Annotated in this window: 16 protein-coding genes; 7 read left to right on the top strand and 9 right to left on the bottom strand. The window is 37.7% G+C overall.

Translation table 11 applies throughout. From position 1 onward, the window contains the following. The first annotated feature begins 191 nt into the window (after positions 1-191). From BKP35_RS11765 to BKP35_RS11755, 3 genes are all read left to right on the top strand, one after another. The gene (locus BKP35_RS11765; protein ID WP_245741954.1) at positions 192-977 is read left to right on the top strand and encodes an alpha/beta hydrolase family protein; all 786 of its coding nucleotides are present in this window, start codon (positions 192-194) and stop codon (positions 975-977) included. A 246-nt stretch (positions 978-1,223) separates the two neighbouring features. Beyond that, positions 1,224-1,739, top strand: coding sequence for a CBO0543 family protein (locus BKP35_RS11760; protein ID WP_071313543.1), 516 nt, complete (start codon positions 1,224-1,226; stop codon positions 1,737-1,739). A gap of 80 nt (positions 1,740-1,819) precedes the next feature. After that, entirely contained in the window at positions 1,820-2,179 is a 360-nt protein-coding gene (locus tag BKP35_RS11755) for a Lin0512 family protein (protein ID WP_071313542.1), read from the top strand. Between the two features lie 76 nt (positions 2,180-2,255). Here the strand turns inward: BKP35_RS11755 and BKP35_RS11750 are convergent, their stop codons facing one another. Beyond that, positions 2,256-3,614, bottom strand: a complete 1,359-nt coding sequence (locus tag BKP35_RS11750; protein ID WP_071313541.1) for an aldehyde dehydrogenase — start codon at positions 3,612-3,614, stop codon at positions 2,256-2,258. Positions 3,615-3,894: 280 nt separating this feature from the next. Between BKP35_RS11750 and BKP35_RS11745 the strand changes: the two genes are divergently transcribed. After that, positions 3,895-4,353 carry a hypothetical protein gene (locus BKP35_RS11745; protein ID WP_071313540.1) on the top strand — a complete coding sequence of 153 codons (459 nt, stop codon included), beginning with the start codon at positions 3,895-3,897 and terminating at the stop codon, positions 4,351-4,353. A gap of 214 nt (positions 4,354-4,567) precedes the next feature. Here BKP35_RS11745 and BKP35_RS11740 read toward each other — a convergent pair whose 3' ends face one another. Beyond that, a complete protein-coding gene (locus BKP35_RS11740; protein ID WP_071313539.1) occupies positions 4,568-4,912 on the bottom strand; it encodes a hypothetical protein in 345 nt (114 codons plus the stop codon). A gap of 300 nt (positions 4,913-5,212) precedes the next feature. On the opposite strand from BKP35_RS11740, the gene BKP35_RS11735 reads away from it, so the two are divergent. Together BKP35_RS11735 and BKP35_RS11730 are read left to right on the top strand one after the other, a co-directional pair. After that, positions 5,213-5,638, top strand: coding sequence for a hypothetical protein (locus BKP35_RS11735; RefSeq protein WP_071313538.1), 426 nt, complete (start codon positions 5,213-5,215; stop codon positions 5,636-5,638). Between the two features lie 275 nt (positions 5,639-5,913). Further along, positions 5,914-7,344 carry a hypothetical protein gene (locus tag BKP35_RS11730; RefSeq protein WP_084031617.1) on the top strand — a complete coding sequence of 477 codons (1,431 nt, stop codon included), beginning with the start codon at positions 5,914-5,916 and terminating at the stop codon, positions 7,342-7,344. A gap of 509 nt (positions 7,345-7,853) precedes the next feature. Here BKP35_RS11730 and BKP35_RS19585 read toward each other — a convergent pair. From BKP35_RS19585 to BKP35_RS11705, 6 genes are all read right to left on the bottom strand, one after another. After that, positions 7,854-7,991 carry a hypothetical protein gene (locus tag BKP35_RS19585; RefSeq protein ID WP_169819208.1) on the bottom strand — a complete coding sequence of 46 codons (138 nt, stop codon included), beginning with the start codon at positions 7,989-7,991 and terminating at the stop codon, positions 7,854-7,856. 284 nt (positions 7,992-8,275) lie between these two features. Continuing rightward, positions 8,276-9,727, bottom strand: coding sequence for an alpha-glucosidase (locus BKP35_RS11725; protein ID WP_084031616.1), 1,452 nt, complete (start codon positions 9,725-9,727; stop codon positions 8,276-8,278). A 285-nt stretch (positions 9,728-10,012) separates the two neighbouring features. Continuing rightward, a complete protein-coding gene (gene cysC, locus BKP35_RS11720; RefSeq protein ID WP_071313537.1) occupies positions 10,013-10,609 on the bottom strand; it encodes an adenylyl-sulfate kinase in 597 nt (198 codons plus the stop codon). A 25-nt stretch (positions 10,610-10,634) separates the two neighbouring features. Then, positions 10,635-11,711 (bottom strand): inorganic phosphate transporter, encoded by a 1,077-nt coding sequence (locus BKP35_RS11715; RefSeq protein ID WP_071313609.1) that lies wholly within the window; start codon positions 11,709-11,711, stop codon positions 10,635-10,637. A 43-nt stretch (positions 11,712-11,754) separates the two neighbouring features. Then, positions 11,755-12,909, bottom strand: a complete 1,155-nt coding sequence (gene sat, locus BKP35_RS11710) for a sulfate adenylyltransferase (protein ID WP_071313536.1) — start codon at positions 12,907-12,909, stop codon at positions 11,755-11,757. A gap of 154 nt (positions 12,910-13,063) precedes the next feature. Next, the gene (locus BKP35_RS11705; protein WP_071313535.1) at positions 13,064-13,774 is read right to left on the bottom strand and encodes a phosphoadenylyl-sulfate reductase; all 711 of its coding nucleotides are present in this window, start codon (positions 13,772-13,774) and stop codon (positions 13,064-13,066) included. Between the two features lie 544 nt (positions 13,775-14,318). Here BKP35_RS11705 and BKP35_RS11700 point away from each other — a divergent pair. After that, positions 14,319-15,173, top strand: coding sequence for a vanadium-dependent haloperoxidase (locus BKP35_RS11700; protein WP_071313534.1), 855 nt, complete (start codon positions 14,319-14,321; stop codon positions 15,171-15,173). Between the two features lie 148 nt (positions 15,174-15,321). Here BKP35_RS11700 and BKP35_RS11695 read toward each other — a convergent pair whose 3' ends face one another. Then, positions 15,322-16,296, bottom strand: a complete 975-nt coding sequence (locus tag BKP35_RS11695; RefSeq protein WP_071313533.1) for a 4Fe-4S binding protein — start codon at positions 16,294-16,296, stop codon at positions 15,322-15,324. Positions 16,297-16,535: the final 239 nt, after the last annotated feature.

The following is a 16,535-nucleotide window of genomic DNA, read 5'->3' as shown; positions in this document are numbered from 1 at the left end:
ACATTTGCTGTAACTTATTTACATTTTTAGGTAATGAGTCCTACGATAATACGAAAACAACTTCACTACATCAAGTATGAATGAAAACTCGACTTTTCGATTTTTACGTTAATCTTTGATAAACTATTGGAAAATTGAGATGCGAAAGGCTGGATTCAATGATTTTTCATGTTACATACATATCACAAGGTTTGAAGATAAACGGATACTTAGCATTACCTAATGATCTTAAAGTATCACTTCAGCATTTAAGGTCCTACTTCCCTGAAAGCGTTGAGCAAGTCGCTTATTCAATTATTCCGCAAACGAAAACGTTAGATAATATGAAGTTACCCGGCTTTATTTATTGCCGTGGCGGGATCGGACGCTTTGGGCGTGTTAAAATGCATTGGATTGAACATTTTGCGAGTTTCGGTTATGTCGTATTCGCTCCTTGTTATCGCGGTAATGAAGGAAGCGAAGGGCGTGATGAATTCGGCGGGCGTGATCAAGAAGATGTTTTTTCAGCGTATCGAATCATGGAAAACCTTCCATTTGTTGATAACGGTAGGATTTCTGTTATGGGTTTTTCCCGTGGGTCGATAAATGCTACTCAAACCGCTATAAATATGCCTAATATTCATAAGCTCATCTTATGGAGTGGAGTTTCTGATTTGGGGAAAACTTATGAAGACCGTATTGATTTGCGAAGAATGTTTAAGCGAGTAATCGGTGGAACTCCTACTAAATTTCCGGAGTTATATGAGGTTAGATCACCTATTCATATGGTCGAGAAAATTCAGTGTCCGACACTTGTGATTCACGGGACAAAAGATGAGCAAGTACTCGTAACTCATGGCGAAAATATGATCAAAAAATTAAAGCATTATGACAAAAAAGCAACTTACCACCGTTACGACGGTTACGGTCACCATTTTCCAATAAATGTACACAGTCAAGCCGTAAAAAAAATGTTTCAATGGATCGAATCTAACTGAAGCGACATAATTTTTCATTGCACTCAAATACTAATCGTAATATTTTTACGATTGGATTGTAGTGCGATGACAAAAACAACTTTCCCCCCCTAATACGCTCATTAGTTTGCGTATCAGAAGACAAGCAATCGTAAGCAGGCTTGTCTTTTTAATTTTTCACATCCGGAAAAAAATGAATTTTGATGTGTAAAAAAAGTTTTATTGCAAAACCTATATAATAATTATTAATTGGGAGGAGTGTGGTCGATGCTTTGGCAAAAAAACGCGAGACATAAAAAAGAATATACGATTTTAGTTTCGTCGTGGGTTATAGCCTCTGTCTTGTTATGTACATTGACCCCACGAAATAAAGTGAAGCATTCGATGATTGCCTTTCTCTTCCACCAAGTTCTAACGTGGCTTTTCGGTTTGTTAGTAGTTGAAAAAGAATTGATAAAATACCCCGTGAGATTATTCCAGAAAAGTAAAACAAGTTTTACGTTTGAATATTTTGTTTTTCCAGCACTTAGTGCTCTCTTTAATGTTCGATTTCCTGAAAAAGCAAATTGGTTTTGCAAATTCCTTTATTATTTTTATTACCCGACCATTATAACGCTATTCGAAGTTTATGCTGAAAAGAGAACAAAGCTCATTGAATATATTAGGTGGAATTGGTTTTACAGCTTTATTACGATGTTTTTAAGTTTTTTCGTGTCAAGACAATACTACCTCTGGTTTTTTTCAAAAAAGGAAAGCGATGTTGACGTAGATTTTAAATGTTAATTTTCATCTAAAGCACCTTGTCCCTATTTTTGGCTACGATATATAATAAATGTATATTACAGTCAATTGGAGGGTTTTGCTTGGAAAAATTAATGTTTATTCAAACTGGAATGGGAGCCGACCTTCACGGTCAAGATGTCACAAAAGCAGCGATCCGTGCTGTTAAAAATGCTATTCATACGAATTCAATGCCCGGTTTACGATCTGTTTTACCTGAAAACAGCTTAAAAAATATGAAGGTCACTGTTAAGCTGGCTATCCCTTGTGAAAAAGAAACGTTGAATGAGGAAGAAGTAAAAGCCGCCTTACCGTTTGGGCAAGTGTCTATTAAAGTGATGGATGGCGGAATGGCTACGACTAGTGGTGTTGTAATTGAGGAAAAAGGTGATAAAAATGACTTAATGTACATCGTTATCGCCGCTGTAGAGGTGGGGTATTAATTTTATGCCCTTCAACACGCACCATTTCACAAGAAGTGCGTGTTGAAGCCTACTACATCACCCTCCGAATTACCATTCACTTCAAAAACATCTTGATTTTTTTCAAACCGTCTTTTACGTTCGGGTAGCGGAACGGTAGATCAAACTTCGTCGTTTGCTTTAAAACGCTTTTTTGATGGGAAAACGTGTCAAAGCTTCCTTTGCCATGATAAGCTCCAATCCCGCTTGAACCGACGCCACCGAATGGTAAATATGGTGATGTGATATGGTAAACCGTGTCGTTAATACAACCACCACCAAAAGAAATTTGCCCAATGATGTTTTGCTGAACATCTTCTTTTTCGGAAAAAACATATAGTGCTAAAGGGTTCGGTCTCGTTCGAATTTCGCCGATCACCTCATCTAAACTTTTATATGAAAGAACAGGTAAAATCGGTCCAAAAATTTCGTCTTCCATCACCTCGTCATCCCACGTAATATTCGTAAGTACTGTCGGTTCGATTATTAACTTTTCACGATTTGCGCTGCCACCTACGTATGTCGTTCCATTTTGTAAAAAAGAGTGCAGGCGGTCAAAATGTTGTTCGCTAACGATGCGCGTCATTTTTTCCATATCACCAAACATGTCTTTGATCGCTTCTTTAAGAAGTGATAAAAAGCTATCAGCTACGTTTTCATGGACGTATAAATAATCAGGCGCAACACACGTTTGACCGGCATTCATATATTTTCCCCATGCAATTCGCTTTGCGGCAAGCTTTAAATTTGCATCTTCATGAACGATACACGGACTTTTTCCGCCTAGCTCAAGAGTTACTGGCGTTAAATTTTTTGCAGCTGCTTCCATCACGACTTTCCCGACTCGAACACTTCCCGTAAAAAAGATATAATCAAATGATTGTTTTAGTAGTGCTTGACTCGTTTCAGCGGCACCTTCGACAACTGAAATGTACTCTTCTGGAAACGTCTCCTGAATTAGCTTTGCAAGTACAGCCGACGTTCTTGGCGTCAGTTCTGAAGGCTTTAAGATTGTACAATTTCCAGCAGCAATTCCGCCAATGAGAGGCGCGACCGCTAACTGAAATGGATAATTCCACGGAGCAATAACGAGAGCTACTCCATAAGGTTCACGATAAATCATACTTGTCGAACCTACATGAGTCATCGGTGTCTTTACCTTTTCTGGTTTGACCCAGTCTTTGATATTTTTCAAGACAAACCGGAGCTCGTGAAGGACAAAACCAATTTCAGTTGCGTAAGCATCAAATTCTGTTTTATTGAGATCTTCATTAAGAGATTGTAGAAGTTCCCCTTCATATTTTTTTACTGCTGCGCGAAGCTTTTGTAAAGCATCAATACGAAATTCTAACTCTTTCGTTTTACCTGTATAAAAAAATGTTCGTTGCTTTTCTACGATTGCATTGTAACTGTCCATAATCAAAACCTCCTCATTATGTATGTGACAAGTTCGCACCTAAATGAATTTCATAATAGATATTTATCGCCATTAAGCATCTAGATGTGTTGAGCCTCCCTCAACTAAATATATCTTTGTTGTAGCTATTATTGGAATTTTAAATTCCATTTCTGTTAGGAAATTAGTTACCCTCATCATAACTAATGTAGTGGGAAAATCAAGAAAATAGTTCACCTAGATATTTTACTAAACATTAGATCTGCGAAATGTTATTCTTTGTAGGAAAGGAAGTGACGTTTTGAAGCAAGATAACAGTATTTGGCTAAAAATTGGTTTGACGTACTTTGTAATATTAACGATTTTTTATATTCCTATTGTGTTATTAAATATCTTCCCTAGTAATTACTCGTATGAGGATGTTGGTTATGCTGTAATTATAGAGCACGGCGTCTTTAATAAGGAACTCATTGCAATTGAAAAAAATGCAGAAAACGAACAACAAATTGCTATGCTAAAATATCACATCCATTCCATCCATAGTTTAGTCGTACTCGGAGTTCCGCTTCTTTCATTTATTTGCGTTGGTTTTTTATTTCAATTTTCAAAGCGCTTTAAAATGATAAAAGGAATTGAGGCTAGTAGAAAGCGTGCTGTCGCTTTGCTATTAATGACAACGATTATTTTATTATGGCTCGGTGGTGAGTTCTTTCATCGACGCGGGAATATATTAGCTAGTTTGGCGGAGCTGGTGTATTAAAAGAAACTCGCCCAATATAAGCATCTACGAAGATTGTGTATTATCGAACTAAAACATTTTTTTACTACGTATATCAATGTTGCAACTTCTAACTTTTACGAATAAAAATAAGGGTGTCCTCTAGTATTTAGTCCGACTCGCATAAATTGACTAATACTATTAGAAACACCCTTATTCATCGTTGATTACCGTTCTCTTTAAAAAGTTATGACTTTTACCAGAAAAATGCTGCGCCGAGCGCCAGTCCTCCTACTGCCGCTAATGCGACTGGAGCGAAATAAGGATGGCGGCCAAATCCTGCGCCATAACCAGGCGCTGCGTAACCTCCATAACCGGCCCCATATGCTCCATAGCCTCCTGGTGCTCCATAGCCGCCGAATCCTGCACCGTAACCTGGGTAACCGCCGTAAGTGAAACCTCTTGGTCCCCCTCCCCTCGTATCTAGCCATACATATTCTCTATCTACTTCTACGATTCTACCGTGATGAACTTTTCCGCTTTTCTCATAAATCTGTACCACTTTTCCTTTGTGTTGACAACAAAGTTGATAATAGCTCATTTTTAATAATCCTCCTTATCTCTAGCTCTTATTATTGTATTTTGTAACTAAATTTTTGATTGGACAATTAGTTATTTTTTTAAAAAAAGGTGTTTATCTAGTATTGGGTTGGGACAAATTGGTATACAATTTCATTTTCCTAGTTGTTTACCGTTTCCAACTATACTTGTGTACATAGTGTAAAATAAGCGGCAATAATCCTTACTATAGAATCTTAAAGTTTAGTAGTTTGATAGGTTTTGGTCAATTTTTCAAGAAAAGGATTGATGCTTTATTAATGCGAAAGGGGGAGCAAAGAAAATGTTTCCACAAAGATCTGGAGGTTATCCACCTCAATCTCCGTATCAGATGAGGGCTAACCGTTATCAACAGGCAAACCCGTATGTCGGGTATCCACACCAAGTAAATCAAAGTTATCTCGGTCATTCGCATATGCGGCCTAGAAATGGACTGTTCAGGAGAGCTACACACGGTGTCGGGCAAGGTGTTCAAAGCCATTCATATGGCGTCCCTACACAATATTATCAACATCAACAACCACAAACTTATTTCCCGCAACAACAAATAGCTGCACAACCTTACCAACCATCTGGATTACAATCTCTTATTAGAGATGAACATGGGAAAGTTGATTTCAAAAAAATCGGTGGCGGTATCCAAACTGCGATGGGACTCGCCAACCAAGTAGGTCCAGTAATTAAAATGATAGGAGGGTTTATGAAGTAGATTTTTTTATTACTATATGAAGATTTTTGCTACTAATATTAAGTAGAGCAGTGCCTAAATTTGGGCACTGCTTTTTCATTATGTAAATGATGTCCACCTCACGCGCACAAAATCGAGATTTGTCCACGAGGGGTGTCTGACACCATGTGAAAAATTCACATGGTGTCAGTAGGCATGCACACATACCCATTTTTTTCATAGGTTACGGTAAGACCAAATTGAAGCTTAAGACAACGATCTTAAACTCAAAAAGGTGATTGAAAGGAGAATTCGGTTTGGATACTGTAACGTTAACCCTATCGCACTGGGTGTTTTTAATGATCATCTTTACGATTTTCGGTTTCATGATTTTCAGACGAGATGTTGTACTTCCGTCGATTATCGGGGTATTTGTGCTAGGGTTCATTTATAATTTTGATAAGGGGATCCTCAACGGTACAATTGCTTCATTTCAAGTTGTATTTGATGCGTTTTTAAATGCTGGTATCGAGCTTTTTGATATAATGCTCGTCATTGCTTTAATGGTTGCGATGTTAAAATCACTTCAGGCTGTTGGAGCAGATGTGCTCATGATTTCTCCAATGAAGAAATTTATGGTCAATCCTACGACTGCCTTTTTTGTATTAGGTTCTACAATGTATATAGCAGCTACTTTCTTTTGGCCAACACCTGCGGTAGCTTTAGTCGGTACAGTGTTAATTCCAGTTGCATTAAAAGCAGGATTGCCTGCAATGGGAGCAGCTGTAGCCATCAATTTATTCGGGCACGGTATGGCTTTGTCAGGGGACTTAGTGATCCAAGGGGCGACTCGCCTTACATCTTCTGCGGCGGGGCTTGATTCTGGAGAAATTCTACCATACACTGCTTTATTTTCGCTTATTGTTGGTGTTATCGCAATTGGAATAGCTTATTTGTTGATTTGTCGAGGTATGAAAATTGGCAAATGGAAGTCTACACAAGGAGGGGATGGCTTACAAATAGGGAACGAAAAAGAGCCAGTAACTCCAACGAAATACGCACGACTGCTAGCAATCGTCGTACCAGCTGTATTGTTTGGCATCGTTTCACTAATGTTGTATCGTGCGTTTTTTAATCCTGATGCAGCTATTCGTGGCGGTGATGCTACAGCATTATTGGGAGGAACGGCTGTTACATTATTAATTTTCTCTTCAATTGTAACAAAAGGAAATAAGGCGATTGAAGAAATTGTTAGCCACTTAAAGGAAGGTTTTTTCTTTGCTATTAAAATCTTTGCTCCTGTAATACCGATTGCCGGTTTCTTTTTACTAGGTCATCCACGACATGCAGAAAACGTATTAGGTGAAGGCGCTCCTGGATTTCTATTTGACTTAGGCTCAGCAATGGCTAATCATATCGGCACAAATGATATTACTGTCGTTTTTGGAATTACTATTATTGCTATATTATCAGGAATGGACGGTTCAGGTTTTTCAGGTTTACCTTTAGTAGGATCATTATCCGCTGGCATTGGTGGTGCTGCTGGTATGGATGTTGCCGTACTCGCATCTTTAGGGCAAGTCGCAGCCATTTTCGCTGGTGGTGGTACACTTGCCGCATGGGCATTCGGAGCTGTTGCTGATGCAGGTATCGCAGGTGTAAAACCAATTGATCTCGTCAGGCAAAACTTTATACCGGTGATGATCGGTTTATTTGTCGCATGTATCGTGGCGATTCTTATTATTTAAGTGCACAACTAAAAAGGCACGCAAGTTGATCTCGGGTGACCGAACGATATAAGGAAATTAATTATTTCTCCGTTTCCCATATTGCACACTATATCCGTGCATCAATCAGCTTTTTGATGCGGGATTTTTACATATACTGTAATATTTGCGCGTCAATCAGCTTTTTGATGCGTGTATTTTACATATACTGTAATATCTGTGCATCAATCGGCGTTTTGATGCGCGTATTTTACAGTAACTGTAATATATGCGCACCAATCAGCTTTTTGATGCGTGTATTTTACATATACTGTAATATCTGTGCATCAATCAGCTTTTTGATACGTTGTTTTTACATATACTGTAATTCCGGCACGGTAGTTATGGGATAATTTACAGTTTGTGGTTGGGTGCAATAGGACTATGCTTCACCACCTGATTAAAAGTTCCCACCTACGCTATGCGTTGAGGCGGGCGTCTATGACCCTTAAACCATTTAAGGATCAATCGCAGGTACTGCCTCTTTCTTCTTATATGTTTTCCTCATCTTGAATGATCGTTTGTTGTTTCCAATAATACACTCTTGGTAGTTGTAAATACGTAATATAGTCTTGAAAAAGCGAGATGCTTACGAAACTAATCATTTGTAAATCTATCCCTTTTATCACCACACTCACCTCGTATTTTTTATTAGAAAAAACACTTATTCAATGAATTTCATAATTGATTATTACCGCCACTAAGATCAATATATAGTTGCGTCAAAACCATTCGCAAACTATATATTGCATGGTGTGGCTCATTTTTGGTAATTATGAAATTCACTCTTTAATAAATGGTATGGTAAGTGAAGGATGTCCTATGCTTTACAGTTCATAAATACGCGCTTCATGCGGACGAAGATGCACTGAATTCGGTAACTTCTCATTATCCACATCTGGATAATTTCCGATCACCAATTTTTTATCACCGCTAAATTTTCGTCATTTTTGGAATGGTCCACGAAATCACCGTAAACGATCACTTCATTTTCCTTCCGTAGTTGAATTAGTTTTTTATAATAGTAATAGATGGAATTGCGATTTTGCAAAGCCTCTTTTACATTGATTTCTTTATAATTCGGGTTTACTTTCATCCAAGGGGTTCCAGTAGTGAAACCTGCATTGTGAGAATCGTTCCATTGAACAGGAGTTCTAGAGTTATCTCGACTTAACAAAAGTAAGCTTTCAAAAACTTCTTCCGGATCTCTTCCTTTCTCTACTTCTTCTTTATATTTATTTTTCATCGCAATATCTTGATAGTCGTCAATTGAAGAAAAGCGAACGCCAGTCATCCCAATTTCTTCACCTTGATAAATATAAGGCATGCCAGGCAATGTATGTAATAAAGTCGCCAAAAGTTTAGCAGATTGCTTACGATACTGTTGATCGTTTCCGTAACGTGTCACCTGTCTCGTATGATCATGATTGTTTAAAAATTGAGAGTTCCACCCTTTTCCTTTTAGGCCCTCATACCAACGCTCTTGAATTTCTTTATAACGAAGCATATCCCATGTCGGCATGTTATCCGCTACTTCAAAATGAAACAAAGTGTTTAGTTCGTTGCGATCTTCACCGACATATAAAAGCCCATCTTCCGGAGTTACAAACGGAATTTCACCAACGGTCATCACATCGTAATGACTTAGAACTTTTTCGTTCATCTCCTGCAAATATTCATGAATTCCTGGATTATTACCTAAGTATGAAATGTCATAAGGGTCGTCGGCATCAGGAAAACCTTCGATTTTTGCCAATAAGTTAATGACATCCATTCGAAATCCATCGATCCCTTTTTTCAGCCAAAAGTGCATCATGTCATAAATCGCATGACGTACTTCTGGACTTTCCCAATTAAGATCAGGCTGCTCAACCGCAAACGAATGCATATAATATTGTCCTGTTTGGTCATCAAACTCCCAAACAGATGGCGTAAAATAAGAGCGCCAATTATTCGGTACTACACCATCTTTCGGGTCTTTCCATATGTACCAATCTCGTTTTGGATTGTCTTTTGATGAGGCAGATTCAAGGAACCACGGATGTTGATCTGAAGTATGATTGACCACTAAATCCATGATAATTTTCATGTCACGCTGGTGAACTTCATTGATAAGTCGCTCTAACGTATCCAGATCACCAGCCTTCTCCATTACTCCGTAATAATCGCTAATATCATAACCGTTATCAACATCAGGTGATCCGTAACACGGATTTAACCAAATCACATCAACACCAAGATTAGCAATATAATCGAGTTTTTCAATCACTCCTTGTAAATCACCGTAACCATCGCCATTCGTATCGTAAAAGCTGCGCCAATACACTTGATACACTACAGCTTCTTTCCACCATTTTTTTTGCATTTTTTTCACTTCACTTTCTTAAAATTTGCAGTAAGTGAGTGAATTTCATAATTACCTTAACAGAGCCATATGAAACGATAGGTAGTTGCGAAGGGTTAACGCAACTACCTATCGATCTTGATGGCGATTAAATAAAATTATAAATTCACTAAAGTAGATTATAATAAATTTCTCTCAGTAAAGCGAAAAAATATTTAAAAATTCGGTTGTGCGCAAAAACCGGAGCACAAATTGATACAAATTCATACTCCGGTTCGATTAGCTATTTATTTTAACAACCTTTCATCATCTCACATATCCGTTAACGACTAAATATTGCACGATTTTCTCAACGCTTTGTTCAATCGTTAATTCGGCGGTATTAATTGTCAGTTCTGGATTTTCTGGTTGTTCGTATGGAGAGCTAATGCCTGTAAAATTCGGAATTACTCCTGCTCGGGCTTTCTCATAAAGGCCTTTTGGATCACGACTTTCACACGTCGCAAGTGGCGCATCGACGAAAATTTCGATAAACTCTCCTTCTTCTAAGATTGCTCGAACATTATCTCGATCTTGGCGAAATGGTGAAATAAAAGCCGTAAGTGTAATTACTCCGGCATCAACAAATAATTTTCCAACTTCACCGATACGACGTATATTTTCTTTCCTATCTTCTTCTGAAAATCCTAGACCTTTATTTAAGCCGTGACGAACATTATCTCCGTCTAAGACGTACGTGTGTACATTACGTTTGTGTAACTCTTTTTCAACAGCATTGGCAAGGGTGGATTTTCCCGAACCTGACAATCCTGTAAACCATAAGATAGAACTTTTATGCCCTTTCTTCTCTTGACGTTCCTCTTTTGTGATCGTTGTTTCGTGCCATACGATATTTTCTGACATTAGTAATCCCTTCTTTCTTATAAGTTTAAATTCCACCGCCTTGGTCGTGAATGGCACTTCGCTCTCTTTTCGCTGCTTGGGCGAGTTTAATTGAACCTCCTGTAGCAATAAATACACTTATGATGACAAAACTCGTATAAAAATCAGCTTTTAAAAATAAAATGATCAGGCCGTAACAAATAACGAGAGAAAACACGGGTGATACAACCCAAACCATGGCGATTTTTTTGATAATGTCTTTTTGCAGTACTTTTAAGCCACTATTTACCGTACCTATACCGACAATTGCTGATGTTGTTACTTGTGTTAATGGAACTGGTAATCCAAAAATCGACGCAATAACGACTAACGTGCCACCCGTCATCGAAACGGCACTTCCTTGTAATAATGATAGTCTCGTAATCTTTTTACCGTTCGTCTCCAACACTTTTCCACCTAGAACAACTGCGCCAAACGAAACGAACAACCCGCCAACTATCACTGCTGAATTAATATCAATTAGCCCCGCACCAACAAGTGGACCTACCGCATTAGCAACGTTATTCATTCCGGCTGCGTATGCTTCAAACGCGCCAGAAATAACGAGTAAGTAAACGAGCCACTTATGCCATTTTCCTTTTCCTTTTAATGAAGGAAATCTTTTTTCTAAAAACCGAATAAGTACACCTGCACCAATGGCTAAAAAAAAGGCAACGACCGGTACAATCACCCAAAATGAGACGATGATAAAAAGTCGATCAAAATAAACAGCTTGAAAAGCAATTCCAGCACCAACTAGTGATCCGACAACAACTTCACTTGTAGAAAGTGGGATTCCTAATAAGTTGGCAATAAATAATGTCAAGCATGCTGCCGCTAAAATGATAACTGTCACTTCTACATTAATAATTTCTGAAGGGATAATCCCGCCACCTATCGTTCGGACGACTTCACCACCCGATAATGCCCCTAAGAAGGCGCAAGCTGCAACGATTAACATTGCCGCTCTTTTCGTTTTAATCGCCCCACTCCCATAAGCAGGACCCATCGCTGCAGCCGTTCCACTAGCGCCAATATTCATTGCAAAAAATAACGCAATCGTAAACGCTATGATGACTAATATCATCGCCCTCTTCCTTTCTTGTTAAAAGGATATCCCTCTTACATTATTTCGATAATGATGGTACTTTTCCGGATAAGCCTTTAATTAATACTTCAACAACTTCTTTTCGACTAAATTCTGGCGGTGGAACCTCACCGTTCTTTAACATTTCACGCACTTTTGTTCCCGATAAAATGACGCGATCTTCTTTTCCGTGAGGGCACGTTTTTGTACTTGCCATATTGCCGCACTTTTTGCAATAAAAACTATGCTCAAAAAATAACGGTGTAATCCCTAATTCCTCAGCTGTAAAGTTGTTAAAAATTAATTGAGCATCATACGTTCCGTAATAATCACCGACTCCAGCATGATCACGTCCTACAATAAAATGTGTGCACCCGTAATTTTTTCGAACCATCGCATGGAAAATTGCTTCACGCGGTCCTGCATAACGCATAGCTGCCGGGAATACCGCTAAGAATACTCGGTTTTTAGGGTAATAATTTTCTAGTAACACTTGATAACTTTCCATCCGCACATCAGCAGGAATGTCATCTGACTTCGTTTCACCTACTAAAGGATTTAAAAATAAGCCATCAACAATTTCTAATGCTGACTTTTGAATATACTCATGGGCACGGTGCACTGGATTACGCGTTTGAAAACCGACTACCTTTTTCCACCCTAAACTAGCAAACTGTTCTCTCGTTTCTGTTGGGTCTAAATAAAACTCTTGAAAACGATCATATTTCACACGTTTTACTAACGTTATTGGTCCCGCTATATACACATTCGGACGATCAAGTAATTTTTTTACGCCAGGATGCGCTAAATCAGTTGTTTGATAAACATTTGCAGCTTCTACCGTTTTATTAGGGACATATATTTCTTCAAGTTGTAACACACCGTAAACTATTCCGTTAAACGTCAATTTAATCTCTTCACCAACCGTTAATTGTCCGGCTTTTTCTTCAGTTACAGGGAGTGTGATTGGAATGCTCCATACGGTTCCATCAGAAAGACGCATTTCATTTACAACAGTTTCATAATCTTCTTTTCCTAAAAAACCCGTTAATGGACTAAAGGCACCATTTGCGATTAATGCTAAATCAGATAAGGCAAAATCATCTAACGGCACTTCTTTCGTAATATGTGAAAAATCATAGCTTTCGTTAATGCGATTGACTAATTTGCCACCGTGTGGAATGCTTAATGTCATTTTAAATCCCCCTATTGTTTGTTTGTTAGTTTTGAGTTTTGAGTTTTTGTGAGTAGATTCTATGTTGCACTTCTAGTTCAAAACCAAAACATACAATATGCTTCGAAGCGAAACCTTCACAACTCAACACTCATCACTCAAAACTCAACACTTCTTATTGATGTAAGCCACATTCAGTTTTTGCAGAATTGGCCCAGCGACCTTTACGAGAATCTTGCCCTTCTGCCACTGGAACTGTACAGTTTTCACACCCAATACTCGGGTAGTTTTGGTCGTGTAGTTCGTTGTATGATAATTGGTGAAGTTTGATATACATCCAAACTTCCTCCCACGTCCAATGGATAAGTGGACATATTTTTATAGATTGAAAACGTTGATCACGATTTACATATTGAACGTTCGCTCTAGTCGCTGATTGTTCTCGTCTTAATCCCGAGATCCACGCTTCGTATTTTGACAATTCCTCTTCTAACGGTTTTAACTTTCGTATTTTACAACATTGGTCTGGTGCTGTTTTCCAAAGTTCATCTCCGTAATGCTCTTTCTGTTGTTCAACGCTTAAATGAGGCTTTTTCAGTTTAATATTTAGTGATGGATATTTTTCTTTCACTCTATCAATTAACTGATACGTTTCTTGAAAATGAAGTTCCGTATCTAGAAAAACTATCGTTGCATTAGGATTTACTTTGCTAATTAAATCGATCAAAACAATCCCTTCTGCACCGAAACTACAAGCATAAACAACATCTTCTCCATATTCGTTATAGGCCCATTTCAATACATCAATTGCATCTTTTTTCGCTAGACATTCATTCATTTTGTTTAGTTTATCTTCATTAAATGATGCATAAACTAGTTCCCCCATGTAATCTCCTCCCTATTTGTAATTAAGGTGTTATCCACAAGTCTTTCGCAATATAATTTCCTTGGCAATAAAAAAACGACACTAAGTTTCATTTATCGAAACTTTGTGTCGCCTCTAGTTTTTCTAGTCAGCTTTTATTTCCGAGTTGTTAACCCGTTTTTAATCCCTAGTATTTTTATATGTTTTCTTTACTTAATGTGATTTTAAGGAAATCTTTAAATTTTGTCAAGGGGTAAAAGAAAAAATGTACATCGCCAAAGAAAAATTTTTTTCACTTGGACATAGGCATGAACATAACTATATATGGAGAAAAGCGGAAGCTACTTTTTAGCCAAGCTATCATCATCAACCAATTCAGTAAAAAAGTACGGTGGGTCAAAACTTCAAAGCGAACTCGTTTCAGCAAGCTGAAACATCGAGAAATCAGATGGAGTCTCGACCCCACCTGATTAAAAGTTCCCACTTACGCTACGCGTTGAGGTGGGGCACTATAACCCTTAAACCATTTAAGGATTAAAATAATACTAAGAAAGGATTTTTTATTATGAAAAAAAATGAACGCTTTAAAACACCAAGATGGTCAAAACTAAATCATGGGAAAGTTAAACCTGTTGAACGTGAAGCGAGCTCTTGGCCAATGTTTTATTTCAAACGTAATTGGTGCAATCAATTTACAGATTTGAGTGGAGAACTTGTATCTTTTCGAATACGTAACCCTCAATTTATTGATTTTTATGGAAAAGAGTTAGCATTAGTTAAAGACACACTTAGTGACTTAACTGAACAACAAAGGAATATCGCCAATTACTTTTCGTTCGGCCCACCAACAAAGCAGTGGACGCCAATCATTGACCGCCTTATCGACACATATAACGTAAACCCTCCAAGAGCCGCTCGAATTATTGCGGCTACACAAGCAGCAATCAACGACTGCTTTGTTATTACTTGGTATTTAAAAAACATGTTTGATGTCGCTCGTCCTGATCAACTAGATTCAGAAATTGAAACCATCGTTCCAACACCACATTTTCCAGCGTACCCCTCAGGACACGCTAGCGTTAGCGGCTGTGCGCAAGTTGTACTGAGCTATTTCTTCCCAGCAGAAAAAGATAGGTTAAGAGAAATTGCTGAGGAAACTGCTTTAGCAAGGCTCTATGCGGGTGTTCATTTTGAAGCTGATAACAATGAGGGACTTCGACTCGGACGCCAAATTGGTAAACAAATTGTTGATGATTTAAGGAAAGACCGATATTCTAAAGGTGCTATTATCGACATTCCGTTTAAAAAAGGAAAGCAAGCGGTATTACCACCACCGCCTTTCGAGCAAGTGATACCGTTCCCAGCTAATTCGGAAACAAATGATACTCCACCAAGGCGTCATCCATTCTTTTTTATTTAAAAACAAGTCCTCACTTCGTTTTCACGAAATGGGGACTTGTTTAATTATTAATGCACTTAATTATCTTCATTATTCTACACTAGCAAAAAGTTCACTTATTTGGTTTGTTGACACTCACAACCATAGTTCAATTATAAAATTATTAATATTAGTTACTTTTATTTAAAACGGATACCGTATCAATGTCTTCAAATTCGATCGGTTCTTTTTCAATTTCAATACAACTATGTTCGCAAATGTCGCAATCAATACAGAGGCTTGGGTTAAACATTAAACTATTACTTTCGTTTTCTAGCTGATGAAAAACGGCTCCAGTCGGACACACCTTCGTGCATTTAAAGCATAATTGACAATTGTCAGTAACTCGAATATTGACTAATCCTACTTTTTCAGAAATACTCTGTGGTACTTCCCCTTCTTTATTTATTTTTTTAAAATATGCTAATAAATACATTCTCCGTTTCGTTAAAGGCCATCTATTTAAATTTGAAGCGAGGGTGTCTCGCCCCCCTGAGCGATCATTTAGTAGACGTTTCGCTACTTTATTTTTCGGGAAAAGCATTTCAGTTTTTGGGAGCTTTGGTTTTAAGCTTAACTTCGAGTTTTTTGTAAAAATTATCTCGACTTTTTCATCGGACATCTGGTAGTTATTCCAATCATCGATCCATTCAAGACATCTATTTTGCGTCCAGTTTGAATGACATGAAAGGCATAACTTCTCATTCCAGACGATAAAAACTTTTTTGTTGTGAATAGCCGAGATCATTAGCATTTCAGGCGTTAAAGATAATACACACGGTAAAACAATGTCCGAGTCCTTTGATCCCTGTTCTCTACAAGCAAAATAAACCGTTTCACGTTCATAAATTTGTTGTTCATATTTTTCTAAGTCCTCTATTTCACTTTGAATTGCTTCAGTTGGACAAACATGCACACATAGTTTACAACCACTACAGTCGTTGATATTATAGAGTAATTTCTTTGCATCAACTTTAAGTGCAGGTTGGGGACAAATATCTTCACATTTCGAACATAAAGAATTTTTATTATTTGTATGGAGACAACGATCGTTATTTATTTTTATAAAATCTTTATTTAACGAACCAAGAATTTTTTTCCACATTTATCCACTTCCTTTCTCAATAGTAAAATTAACTAAAGGTTGGAAAACCATCGTTGTCGAACTTCAATCAAATTCTGTACTCCTAATTATACGCATTAATTTTTAATTACTGAGAAAAATGGAAAATTTTCGAAAAAAGTTCACGATAATTGTGGCTAAATAGAAAACAAGGTAAAACAGACCTTAGAGTGCTTACAAACATAGTTATTGAAAAAATAAAAATACGCTAAAAAAGCTAC

Origin of the sequence: Anaerobacillus arseniciselenatis (genome assembly GCF_001865995.1) — a bacterium.
Lineage (GTDB): Bacteria > Bacillota > Bacilli > Bacillales > Anaerobacillaceae > Anaerobacillus > Anaerobacillus arseniciselenatis.
This window is presented reverse-complemented; position numbering and strand designations above follow the sequence as displayed.